We start from the raw sequence: 10,835 nt of genomic DNA on the forward strand, positions 1-10,835 counted from the left end.
GGGCGATCACGGCCAGCAGCACGAAGGCCGCGATACTGGCGCCGATAAGTCCCAGGAACACGTCGATGAGCAGCAGGACGGAGGTGATTGCGGCGGCGAACCGCGGACCCCGAGGGTCGATGCCGCGGGCTTTGTCAGACATGGGCGCTCTCCGTCGTCAGTCGCTGAAGCTCGAGCTCGAGTACGTGGCGGTTGGGCACTCCGCCGAATCGGGTCTGCACTGCGCCGTTACGGTCGAGCACGAGGGTTGTGGGGGTCTGCAGCACATTGAAATGGCGCGCGATGTCGGGGCGGTGGGTGAGGTCGACATCCAGGTGAAGAACCCCGGGACGCGACGCGGCGATCTCGCCGAGCGTCCGGTGGACGCCGGGGCATCTGCTGCACATCTCCGTGCTGAACTGCAGCAGGGTTGCCGCATCCCCCAGCCGGTCCGCGCCGAGGCGTGCGGGTTCGACGATCTCATGGTTGACATCACGCCGGGCGCGTCCCTGACGGGCACGCAGCAGGATGCCGATCACGGCGCTGACCGTGACCAGAACGGCGATGCCGATGAGAGCAGAGACGGGTTCCACGGCATCCCACACTAAGCGACCTGGGCCGGGGAGGGGCGCGCGTGACGGACTGTGACACGACGGCGGGCAGAGCGCCGGCTGCAGGAGGCGGGACGCGCCCGGCGCGCACCGTGCCGCGCGAGGTTGCGCGGGTAGGGTGTGAGCCGTGACCGACATCGAGTTTCGCAGCGACGTAACAGTCGAGCTTGTCCGAGCCAGTGCCGCAGATTCCGACGTTCTGTTCGCGGCGCGGGTATCAACCCTGGGTGAGCAGACCCTCGGCGACGCGGCAGCGGGGGTTGAAGCATCCGATCGCGACCGTGGGTTGATCAACTACCTGATGCGCGACCGGCACGGTTCCCCGTTCGAGCACAACTCGATGACCTTCTACGTGCAGGCGCCGATCTTCGTCTTCCGTGAGTTCATGCGCCACCGCATCGCCTCCTATAACGAGGAATCGGGTCGGTACCGGGAGTTGCGTCCGGTGTTCTACGTTCCCGCTCCCGAGCGCAAGCTCGTGCAGGTTGGAAAGCCCGGCGCGTACGACTTCATCGACGGCACCCCCGAGCAGACCGAGATCGTCGACGAGGCGACACGCGAAGCATCCGTGCACGCGTTCGCGGCGTATCAACGGATGTTGGATGCTGGCGTCGCCCGCGAGGTTGCGCGCATCGTGCTGCCGCTGAACACCTACTCGTCGATGTACGTCACGATGAACGCCCGGTCGCTCATGAACTTCTTGTCGCTGCGAACCAAGGTCGAAGGCTCGCACTTCCCCTCGTTCCCGCAGCGAGAGATCGAGATGTGCGCCGAGAAGATGGAAGACCTGTGGGCAACGCTGATGCCGATGACCCACGCCGCGTTCGCAGCCAACGGCCGCGTTGCTCCGTGATGGCTTGCCCCAGGATCCGCTGAGTCGCATGCCGAAGACCGTTCTCGTCACCGGGGCAAGCTCGGGGCTCGGCGCCGAGTATGCTCGCCGCCTCGCCGCACGGGGCGCCGATGTCGTGCTCGTGGGACGGGACAGGGCAGCCCTGGATGCCGTTGCCGCCGAGATCCGTGATCGCTATCGCGTTCAGGCCGAAACTCTCGTTGCCGACTTGACGAAGCCGCGGCAGCGGGCGAAGGTCGAAGCCCGGTTGACCGACTCCGAGCGCCCCATCGAGGTCCTGGTGAACAACGCCGGGTTCGGGTTGCCCCTCGCGTTCGAACGCAACGACATCGATGACGAAGCGCGGCACCTGGAGCTGCACGTCGAGGTACCGATGCGGCTCATGCACGCAGCCCTCGGGCCGATGCTCAGCCGGGGTCATGGGCGAATCATCAATGTCGCATCCGTGGCCGCCTATACACCGCGATCGACCTATGGCGCCGTCAAGCGCTGGGTGGTCGAGTTCTCGCGCTGGGCTAACGCTGCGTATGCGCCGTCCGGGGTGACGGTCACCGCGGTCTGTCCCGGCTTCACCCACACGAACTTCCACGAGCGGATGGGGCTGGCGCCGGGCCGCGAGGGCGTGGCCGATTGGCTCTGGCTCGATGCCGACGTTGTCGTCGAGCAATCCCTGCGCGATGCCGCCCGTGGCCGGGCCGTCTCGATCCCGTCGCTGAAGTGGAAGGCGATCACCGCCGTCGCACGCCTGCTGCCGGCATCCGTTTCTGCAGCCGCGGGCCGCCGCGGTCGCTGAGACTCGTCAGCTCACGCGCCCCAGGTGGATGGCGGCGAACATCAGCGCCGCGATCGTCTCGCCGTCGCTGATCAGGCCATCACGAATCATCCCCAGCACTTCGGGGAAGGGCACCCACGACACCTCGTCGATCCCCTCCTCGTGGCGCTCGGTCGCATCGGCTCCGGCGGCGGGCTCGAGGCCGGTTGCGAGGAAGACGTGCTCGGGGGCGTCGGCGATGCCGTTGAGGGCATACATGAAGCCGATCTCGGTGAACTCGCTCGCCTGGAGCCCGGTCTCTTCACGCAGTTCGCGCTCGGCCGCATCGCGGGGAGATTCGCCGTCGGTGCCGCCCGCGGGAACCTCGATGGATCGGTTGCCGGTCGGATAGCGCTCGAGGGCGACCAGGCAGACCCTGTCGTGTGCATCGACGGCTACGACGAAGACTGCCGGATGCTGCATCTTCACCACGCCGTAGATCCCTGCGCCGGCGGGGCCGCTGACGCTGTCTTCTCGAACCGCGATCCATCGGTTCTCATAGATCGATCTCGAGGATTCTGCGCGCCACGACATGGCACCAGGCTAGAGCGCCGAGGCGCCGCCGGATGCCGAACCGATAGCCTGAACCCATGACGCACTCGACAAACCCGTTCGGGCAGGTGCTCGTCGCGCTGGTCACTCCCATGACCGCCGACGGCGAGGTCGACTGGCCGGCGGTCGAGAAGCACATCGACGATGTGATCGGCGCCGGGGCCGACGGCATCGTCGTGACGGGAACAACGGGGGAGACCTCGACCCTGACTGACGCCGAGAAGATCCGCCTCGTCGAGGTCGGCAAGGACGTCGCAGCCGGTCGGGCGAAGATCATCACCGGTGGCGGCTCCAATGAGACCGCCCACGCGATCGAGCTTTACAAGGCCAGCGAGAAGGTCGGTGCCGACGGCATCATGATCGTCACGCCGTACTACAACAAGCCGACTCAGGCCGGCATCCTGACCCACTTCCGTCTCGTCGCCGACGCCACGGACCTCCCCGTCATCCTGTACGACATCCCGGGCCGCACCGGAGTTCCGATCCAGTACGAGACGATCCTGCGGCTTGCCAAGCACCCGAACATCCTTGCCATTAAGGACGCCAAGGGCGATTTCAGTGAGGTCAGCCGCGTGCTCAACCAGACTGACCTGATGTACTTCTCGGGCGACGACGCGAACGTGTTGCCGCACCTGTCGATCGGGGCAACCGGCCTGATCGGGGTGACCGCCAACATCGCCGCGCAGCCCTACCGCGTGATCGTGGATGCCGTCAACGCCGGTGACCTGGCGGTAGCAACCGCAGCCCACCGCCAGCTCGAGCCGCTCGTGCGGGCCGTCATGACCCACGTTCCCGGCACCGTCTCGGCCAAGTACATCCTCCACGGTCTCGGCCGGATCACCAGCCCCCGCGTGCGCCTGCCGCTGGTTGGCCCGGAGGAGTGGGAAGCCGCCAAGATCGAGGACGAACTCGCCCTTGTCTCGGGTGTTCCCGGTGTCGATTTCTCGAACTTCCGCCCTGACCGCAACGCTGCCGCCGGCGGTGCCCTGCCCAAGGTCTCGGGCACCACGCGCTGATTCCCAGCGCCGATAGGAGTCGCATGTCCAACGCTGTTCTCGCCCCGCCCCCGCTCGAATCGGGGACGTTGCGCGTCATCCCGCTCGGGGGGCTCGGCGAGGTCGGCCGCAACATGACGATCTTCGAGTTCGACGGGAAGATCCTCGTCCTGGACTGCGGCGTGCTCTTCCCCGAGGAGCACCAGCCGGGCGTGGATCTGATCCTCCCCGACTTCGAACCGCTCAAGGCGCGCCTCGACGACATCGTCGGTATCGTGCTCACGCACGGCCATGAGGACCACATCGGCGCCGTTCCGTACCTCCTCAAGCTCAAGGGCGATCTGCCGCTGATCGGCTCGGGGCTTACCCTTGCCCTCACGGAGGCCAAGCTCAAGGAGCACCGTCTGCGTCCCTACACCCTCACGGTGAAGGAGGGACAGGTCGAACGTCTCGGCCCCTTCGAGCTCGAGTTCGTGGCGGTCAACCACTCGATTCCGGACGCGCTCGCGGTTGCCATCCGAACCGAGGCGGGCACGGTGCTGGCCACTGGTGATTTCAAGATGGACCAGCTGCCGCTGGATGGCAGGCTCACCGACCTGCGGGCGTTCTCGCGCCTGGGCGAAGCCGGGGTCGACCTCTTCCTCGTCGACTCCACCAATGCCGACGTCCCCGGATTCACGCCACTGGAGAAAGAGATCGGTCCGGTCCTCGACCAGGTCATCGGTAAGGCGCCGCGCCGCGTCATTGTCGCAAGCTTCTCCAGCCACGTTCACCGCGTTCAGCAGGTGATGGATGCTGCGGCAGCGCATGGACGTCGTTTGGCGCTGCTCGGTCGCAGCATGGTGCGCAACATGACGATCGCCGAAGACCTCGGCTACCTGAATGTGCCGGACGGCCTTCTCATCGACTACAAGAAGGCCCGCAACCTCCCCGACGATCAGATCGTCTACATGTCGACCGGGTCGCAGGGAGAGCCGATGGCCGTGCTCTCGCGCATGGCCAATCTCGACCACGAGATCGAGCCCGGACCTGGCGACACCGTCATCCTCGCCTCGAGCCTGATCCCCGGCAACGAGAACGCCGTGTACCGGGTCATCGATGGGCTCACCAAGCTCGGCGCCAACGTCGTGCACAAGGCCAATGCCAAGGTTCACGTATCGGGGCATGCCGCCGCCGGTGAGCTGCTCTACTGCTACAACATCCTGAAGCCCCGAAACGTACTCCCGGTCCACGGCGAGTATCGGCACCTGATGGCCAACGCCCAGCTGGCGCAGCAGACCGGCGTTCCCGCCGAAAACACGATCGTCGCCGAGAACGGCTCGGTCATCGACCTGCGCGACGGTGTCGCACGCAACGTCGGCCAGCTCGACCTCGGTTTCGTCTACGTCGACGGATCGAGCGTCGGAGAGATCACCGACGCCGACCTCAAAGACCGGCGCATCCTCGGCGAAGAGGGCTTCATCTCGGTGATCGTCGTCGTGGATGCCGCGACCGGGCGCATCATCTCCGGCCCCGAGGTCCACGCGCGAGGTTTTGCGGAGGACGCGGCAGTCTTCGAGAGCGTGAAGCCCAAGATCGCTGCAGCGCTCGCCGAGGCCGCGCAGTCCGGTGTGCGAGACAACCACGCGCTCTCGCAGGTCGTACGCCGAACGATTGGCCGGTGGGTCAACCAGTCCCTGCGTCGCCGACCGATGATCGTGCCGCTGGTCATCGAGGCCTGAGCTTCGGGGCCACCCCATCGGCGGTGGTTCGGCCACTCGCTACAATCACGGCATGCCCGCCACCTTCAGCATCCGCCCGGCGACCGCCGCCGACGGCGCGTTCCTGGGTGACATGGTCGTCGAGGCTGCCAACTGGTCTCCGGGGCGCTCGCGGCCGCGATACGAGGTGTTGACCGCCCCCGAGCACGGCAGGTACGTCTCGGGCTGGATTCGCCCGGGGGATGCGGGGTTCGTTGCGTCGGATCCGCAGGGCGAGCCGATCGGGGCGGCGTGGTATCGGATGTTTCCCCGATCCGATCCGGGGTTCGGCTACGTCGGGACGGGAGTTCCCGAGCTGATCATCGGGGTGCGACCCATCTGGCGGGCACACGGGGTTGGCCGCGCACTCCTGCGGTCGCTGTCAGACAAAGCCCGTGCCGAGGGCTTCGCGCGGCTGAGCCTGAGTGTGGAGCGCGGCAACTTCGCCGCGGTTTTCTACCGTACGGAGGGTTTCGCCGTGGTCCAGAGCGGCTTCGGCCGCGACACCATGGTCAAGCGCTTGCGCTGACGGGAGCATCCGTCTACGCCCTGACAGCGAGAATCCGATCCGGCGCCCGGGGAGGCGCCGCCCGAGCGAATTCTCGGCGCCCGATGGAATTCTCGGCGAGAGGGTGACGGCTGCGCTCGTCGATGGATACGGGCGGATGCCGACAGGCCGCGTCGTTCCGCGGAATTGTCGGTGGTCGCACCTACCGTGGAGGTCATGCCGAGGAGTAGCACCAAGACCTCGACCTCTGGTCGTGCGCCCGCCAAGGGTTCGCGTTCGCGCGCGTCAGCGCCGGCGCCCAAGCGGTACGTCGGCGATGAGGAGCGCCCCGCACTGATCGTGCGGATGTGGATGGGCCTGGCGCACGCGACCGGCGGCCTGTTCCGCGCGTTCGGTCCCGAGACTCTCGAGAAAGACCAGCGCCGCGACGGCTTCCCGTTCTTCCTCGTGCTGCTGGCAGTCGCCGGTGCGGTCGTGGAGTGGTTTTTCATCGGCTCAGAGATCGGCGAGACGATCTCTGCCTACTCGGTCGGGGCTCTCGTCGGCCGCGTTGCATTCGTGTTGCCGGTGCTGCTGGTGATCCTCGCGGGCTGGCTTTTTCGTCATCCGGCATCCGTTCACGACAACGGCAGGATCGGAATCGGTTTCGGCCTCATCATCCTGGTCATCGCGGCCTTCGCCCACGTTTACGGCGGCCGCCCGCAGCCGCGTGACGGCCTGCCGGCGCTCAGCGCCGCAGGGGGCGTCTTCGGCTGGATGCTCGGCGAGCCGCTCGCTCTGGGGTTGACCTCGATCGGTGCCGGCATCGTGCTGAGCCTGCTCGGCATCCTCAGCATCCTGATCCTCACCAAGACCCCGCCCAACCGCATCGGCAGGCGTCTGGGTGACCTCTATGCCTGGATGTTCGGCGCGGAGCGTGCCACGGCCCCCGCCGAGTCGGCCGGTACCGACGAGACCGAGTCTGCCGAGCGTACGTCCTTGCCGTGGTGGCGTCGGAACAGCTCGGGGCGCGAGCAGGATCCCGATGGCGGCATGTCGACGGATGACTTCCTCACCGAACTCCTCCCGCCGGGCCCGCCCGAGGGAGGCTTCGATCAAGCCTTCGCGGCGGTGGCGTCGGATGCGCCGGCCCCCGATGCTCTCACGGAGGTCATCGATCCTGCCGTCCTCGACGGCGCGAAGAAGGCCGTGGGCGCGTCGCGTACGGGTCTCCAGGATGACGATGCCGATGACGAGGATGCCGCGCTGCCCGGCCTGATCGGGATCGGCAGCGACGCACCCCGCTCGGCTCCGACCGCGCCCTACCGTCTCCCGTCGGTGAACAACCTCTCGGCGGGGACTCCCGCGAAGGCGCGCTCGGAAGCCAACGATGCGGTGGTCCGTGCAATCACGAGTGTCTTCGAGGAATTCTCGATCAACGCGCGGGTGACCGGGTTCTCCCGAGGGCCCACAGTCACACAGTACGAGATCGAGCTCGGCCCCGGCGTGAAGGTCGAGCGCATCACGGCGCTCACCAACAACATCGCTTACGCCGTCGCATCCAACGAGGTGCGAATCCTCGCGCCGATCCCCGGCAAGAGTGCGATCGGCGTCGAGATCCCGAACACCGACCGCGAGATCGTCACGCTCGGTGACGTCCTGCGGTCAGCGGCAGCTACCCAGTCCACCCATCCGATGACGATCGGCGTGGGCAAGGACGTCGGGGGAGGGTTCGTCGTGGCGAACCTCGCCAAGATGCCCCACCTTCTGGTGGCAGGTTCCACGGGTTCGGGAAAGTCGAGCTTCGTAAACTCGATGATCACGAGCCTGCTGATGCGGGCCAAGCCGTCCGAGGTACGGATGGTCCTGATCGACCCCAAGCGCGTGGAACTCACCTCGTACGCGGGCGTGCCGCACCTGATCACGCCCATCATCACGAACCCCAAGAAGGCTGCAGAAGCCCTCCAGTGGGTCGTGAAAGAGATGGACATGCGCTACGACGACCTCGCGTCGTTCGGTTTCCGCCACATCGACGACTTCAACCGTGCCGTCGTTGCCGGCGAGGTGAAGCTTCCACCGGGCAGCGAGCGGGTCCTCAAGCCCTACCCCTACCTCTTGGTCGTGGTCGACGAGCTCGCCGACCTCATGATTGTCGCCCCGCGCGACGTCGAAGACTCGATCGTGCGCATTACGCAGCTGGCGCGAGCGAGCGGCATCCATCTCGTGCTGGCGACCCAGCGACCCTCTGTGGATGTCGTGACCGGCCTCATCAAGGCCAACGTGCCCTCGCGTCTGGCCTTCGCGGTGACCAGCGTCACCGACTCTCGCGTCATCCTCGACCAGCCCGGTGCTGACCGCCTGATCGGCCCGGGCGATGCCCTCTTCCTGCCGATGGGGGCCTCCAAGACCCTGCGTGTGCAGGGTGCGTGGGTCAGTGAGTCCGAGATCGAGAAGGTCGTCGCTCATGTGACCGGGCAGGCGCGCCCCGAGTATCGGTCGGACGTGCAGGCGGCTGCCGAGAAGAAAGAAGTGGATGCCGACATCGGTGACGACCTCGAGTTGCTGCTGGCTGCAGCAGAACTCGTCGTCTCGACGCAGTTCGGCTCGACCTCGATGCTCCAGCGCAAGCTCCGCGTCGGCTTCGCGAAGGCTGGCCGCCTGATGGATCTGCTCGAGTCGCGTGAGATCGTCGGTCCTTCCGAGGGGTCGAAGGCGCGCGACGTACTTGTCACGGCCGAGCAGCTCCCGGACGTGCTTGCGCGTCTGCGCGGCGAGGACGCGCCGAGTGCGGCATCCGAGGACCCGTACGGTCCCGATGCGGTCGATGGGCAGTTCGCGGGGTACGAGGTCGTCGACGGTGACGAGGGCAGCGAGGATGCTTGGGGGCTGACCGGTCGCGACTGACCGGTCAGGTCCAGCGAGCGGCGTAGGCCTCGCGCAGTAGGCTCGGCCCATGGCGATTCCGCGGCAGCTGCCCAACGCGATCACGATCGTGCGCATCCTCATGGCGCCGGTCTTCCTCTGGATGCTGTTGGCAGACGGGGGATCGGATGGCGCGCTCCGGTGGTGGGCGGCGGTGATCTTCATCGTCGCCATCGCCACGGACGGGATCGACGGGTATCTCGCCCGCAAGTATGAAATCGTCACTGACCTCGGCAAGCTCCTGGACCCGATCGCCGACAAGGTGCTCACGGGTTTCGCGTTCATCGGGCTGTCGATCCTCGGCGAGTTGCCCTGGTGGATCACCATCGTGGTCCTGATTCGCGAGGTCGGAATCACCATCTATCGCTTCATCGTCGTGAGCGATCATGTTCTGGCTGCAGCCTGGATGGGAAAGCTCAAGACCGTCGCGCAGGCCGTTGCGCTTTCGCTTGCCCTACTGCCGCTGTGGAACCTCGTCGGCGAGTGGATCTTCTGGGTCAACGGTGTGGCGATGACGATCGCCGTCATCCTGACCATCGCGAGCGGGATCGACTATGTCGTCACCGAAGTCCGAGCCGCTCGCCCGCGGCGCGGTGAGGCGGCGCGCTCGGCAGAGTCATGACGTCCGATGTCTCCACGGCTGCGTCAAAGATTCTCGAGACGCTGCGCGCCCGAGGCTGGCGGCTCGGTGTTGCCGAGTCGTTGACCGGGGGTTCACTCGCTTCGGCGTTCGTGTCGGTCCCTGGAGCGTCGGACGTCCTGCGCGGCGGCATCGTCGCGTACGCCACCGATCTGAAGGCAAGCCTTCTCGGGGTGGACGCTGCGCTCCTCGGCCGCGAGGGCGCGGTACACCCGGACGTAGCGATTCAGATGGCCCGCGGCATCCGGGTCGCAACCGCTCAGGGTGGTGCGCTCACCGAGGTCGGGCTAGCGACGACCGGCGTTGCCGGACCCGACCCGCAGGACGGAGCACCGGTCGGACGCGTTTATGTTGCCGTCGTGACACCGGAGCGTGAGGCGGTCACCGAGCTTGAACTCGCCGGTGATCGGGAGGCGATTCGTGCGGAAGCGGTCGCGGCTGCCCTCGAGATGCTGCGCGTTTCGCTCTGAGCGAGCGAAGGTCGCAGGCGGGAACACGCGATGTTTCGGATGCGTTACTTTCGGTGATTCCCACCCATTCCACAGAGGGCAGCGTTAGATTGGCTCACATCGGTGTTGTACTGTTGTCCACCCCGGACAACAACGGAATAGGTCAGTAAGGAGGGGGCCCGAAATGATCCTGGTTCGTCAAGAGATCGGCGAAGTCCTTCGTGACTTCCGCCAGCAGAAGGGACGCACCCTCCGGCAGGTGGCCAGCCGCGCGAGTGTCGCGCTCGGTTACCTCAGCGAGGTCGAGCGCGGTCAGAAGGAAGCATCGAGCGAGATTCTCGCCTCGGTCGCCGAGGCGCTCGATGTTCCCATCTCTACGATCATGCGCGAAGTCGGAGACCGTCTCGCCGTGCTCGAGGGCCTGCAGACCTTCCCCGACGTCGTCCCCGACGAGCTCGTCGCGTCGATGGACGCCGAGCTCTCGCTGCGCTGACCAGCGCCGCGATCTGCATGCGTCGTAGCGAGTTCGACCGCGCCGTCACCGACGAGTTCGGTGCTCAAGCAGCTGCACTTCTGGCCGACCTGGTTCTTTCCGGCGTCGGCGGGCGAACTGCCACCGAGGCGATCGCGGCCGGTGTCCCGCCGCGGGACGTATGGATGGCTCTGTTGCAAAGATTGGCGGCAGTCAGAGGTAGGCTGTCGCTCTGCGCCGATCAGGCGGCTGCTGCGAAATGGTGGTTGAGCATGCCCATGGCCTCCGTCAGCGCCGAGGGCCCAATGCCAAAAGCTCTCTCCAC

11 protein-coding genes and 3 pseudogenes are annotated in these 10,835 nt (G+C 66.5%); 10 read left to right on the forward strand and 4 right to left on the reverse strand.

The features are described from left to right. Together Q1V87_RS06820 and Q1V87_RS06825 are read right to left on the reverse strand one after the other, a co-directional pair. Positions 1-142, reverse strand: a pseudogene (locus tag Q1V87_RS06820) (DUF4395 domain-containing protein); the annotation flags it as partial. Further along, on the reverse strand, positions 135-572 hold the full coding sequence (locus Q1V87_RS06825; protein ID WP_300591420.1) for a thioredoxin family protein: 438 nt from the start codon (positions 570-572) through the stop codon (positions 135-137). The gene Q1V87_RS06825 and the pseudogene Q1V87_RS06820, both read right to left, overlap by 8 nt. A 145-nt stretch (positions 573-717) precedes the next feature. Here Q1V87_RS06825 and thyX point away from each other — a divergent pair, with 145 nt between their 5' ends. Together thyX and Q1V87_RS06835 are read left to right on the forward strand one after the other, a co-directional pair. Then, positions 718-1,443 (forward strand): FAD-dependent thymidylate synthase, encoded by a 726-nt coding sequence (gene thyX / locus Q1V87_RS06830; protein WP_300591421.1) that lies wholly within the window; start codon positions 718-720, stop codon positions 1,441-1,443. A gap of 28 nt (positions 1,444-1,471) precedes the next feature. Next, a complete protein-coding gene (locus Q1V87_RS06835) occupies positions 1,472-2,236 on the forward strand; it encodes an SDR family oxidoreductase (protein WP_300591422.1) in 765 nt (254 codons plus the stop codon). Between the two features lie 6 nt (positions 2,237-2,242). Here the strand turns inward: Q1V87_RS06835 and Q1V87_RS06840 are convergent, their stop codons facing one another. Next, positions 2,243-2,788, reverse strand: coding sequence for an NUDIX hydrolase (locus Q1V87_RS06840; RefSeq protein ID WP_300591423.1), 546 nt, complete (start codon positions 2,786-2,788; stop codon positions 2,243-2,245). A 56-nt stretch (positions 2,789-2,844) separates the two neighbouring features. Here Q1V87_RS06840 and dapA point away from each other — a divergent pair, with 56 nt between their 5' ends. The 8 genes and pseudogenes from dapA to Q1V87_RS06880 all read left to right on the forward strand — a co-directional run. Further along, on the forward strand, positions 2,845-3,822 hold the full coding sequence (gene dapA / locus Q1V87_RS06845; protein ID WP_300591424.1) for a 4-hydroxy-tetrahydrodipicolinate synthase: 978 nt from the start codon (positions 2,845-2,847) through the stop codon (positions 3,820-3,822). A 23-nt stretch (positions 3,823-3,845) separates the two neighbouring features. Beyond that, a complete protein-coding gene (locus Q1V87_RS06850) occupies positions 3,846-5,522 on the forward strand; it encodes a ribonuclease J (protein ID WP_300591425.1) in 1,677 nt (558 codons plus the stop codon). 52 nt (positions 5,523-5,574) lie between these two features. Continuing rightward, positions 5,575-6,069, forward strand: coding sequence for a GNAT family N-acetyltransferase (locus Q1V87_RS06855; protein WP_300591426.1), 495 nt, complete (start codon positions 5,575-5,577; stop codon positions 6,067-6,069). 195 nt (positions 6,070-6,264) lie between these two features. After that, a complete protein-coding gene (locus Q1V87_RS06860; RefSeq protein ID WP_300591427.1) occupies positions 6,265-8,931 on the forward strand; it encodes a DNA translocase FtsK in 2,667 nt (888 codons plus the stop codon). 49 nt (positions 8,932-8,980) lie between these two features. Next, positions 8,981-9,571 (forward strand): CDP-diacylglycerol--glycerol-3-phosphate 3-phosphatidyltransferase, encoded by a 591-nt coding sequence (pgsA, locus tag Q1V87_RS06865; protein ID WP_300591428.1) that lies wholly within the window; start codon positions 8,981-8,983, stop codon positions 9,569-9,571. Beyond that, entirely contained in the window at positions 9,568-10,059 is a 492-nt protein-coding gene (locus Q1V87_RS06870) for a CinA family protein (RefSeq protein WP_300591429.1), read from the forward strand. Before pgsA ends, Q1V87_RS06870 begins: the two co-directional genes overlap by 4 nt. Before the next feature lie 163 nt (positions 10,060-10,222). Further along, complete coding sequence (locus tag Q1V87_RS06875) at positions 10,223-10,531, forward strand: helix-turn-helix transcriptional regulator (protein WP_300591430.1); 309 nt, start codon at positions 10,223-10,225, stop codon at positions 10,529-10,531. Positions 10,532-10,548: 17 nt separating this feature from the next. Continuing rightward, positions 10,549-10,704: pseudogene (locus tag Q1V87_RS06880) on the forward strand (DUF3046 domain-containing protein); the annotation flags it as partial. 47 nt (positions 10,705-10,751) lie between these two features. Here Q1V87_RS06880 and Q1V87_RS06885 read toward each other — a convergent pair. Beyond that, a pseudogene (locus Q1V87_RS06885) lies at positions 10,752-10,835 on the reverse strand (IS6 family transposase); the annotation flags it as partial.

It is taken from the genome of Microbacterium sp. (genome assembly GCF_030149085.1).
Classification (GTDB): Bacteria; Actinomycetota; Actinomycetes; order Actinomycetales; family Microbacteriaceae; genus Microbacterium.

Excerpts from the sequence above, each read along its gene's own strand:
- dapA (WP_300591424.1), top strand. The coding sequence starts at position 2,845 with ATGACGCACTCGACAAACCCGTTCGGGCAGGTGCTCGTCGCGCTGGTC.
- Q1V87_RS06855 (WP_300591426.1), top strand. The coding sequence starts at position 5,575 with ATGCCCGCCACCTTCAGCATCCGCCCGGCGACCGCCGCCGACGGCGCG.
- pgsA (WP_300591428.1), top strand. The coding sequence starts at position 8,981 with ATGGCGATTCCGCGGCAGCTGCCCAACGCGATCACGATCGTGCGCATC.
- Q1V87_RS06835 (WP_300591422.1), top strand. The coding sequence starts at position 1,472 with ATGCCGAAGACCGTTCTCGTCACCGGGGCAAGCTCGGGGCTCGGCGCC.
- Q1V87_RS06875 (WP_300591430.1), top strand. The coding sequence starts at position 10,223 with ATGATCCTGGTTCGTCAAGAGATCGGCGAAGTCCTTCGTGACTTCCGC.
- Q1V87_RS06860 (WP_300591427.1), top strand. The coding sequence starts at position 6,265 with ATGCCGAGGAGTAGCACCAAGACCTCGACCTCTGGTCGTGCGCCCGCC.
- Q1V87_RS06840 (WP_300591423.1), bottom strand. The coding sequence starts at position 2,788 with ATGTCGTGGCGCGCAGAATCCTCGAGATCGATCTATGAGAACCGATGG.
- Q1V87_RS06870 (WP_300591429.1), top strand. The coding sequence starts at position 9,568 with ATGACGTCCGATGTCTCCACGGCTGCGTCAAAGATTCTCGAGACGCTG.
- Q1V87_RS06850 (WP_300591425.1), top strand. The coding sequence starts at position 3,846 with ATGTCCAACGCTGTTCTCGCCCCGCCCCCGCTCGAATCGGGGACGTTG.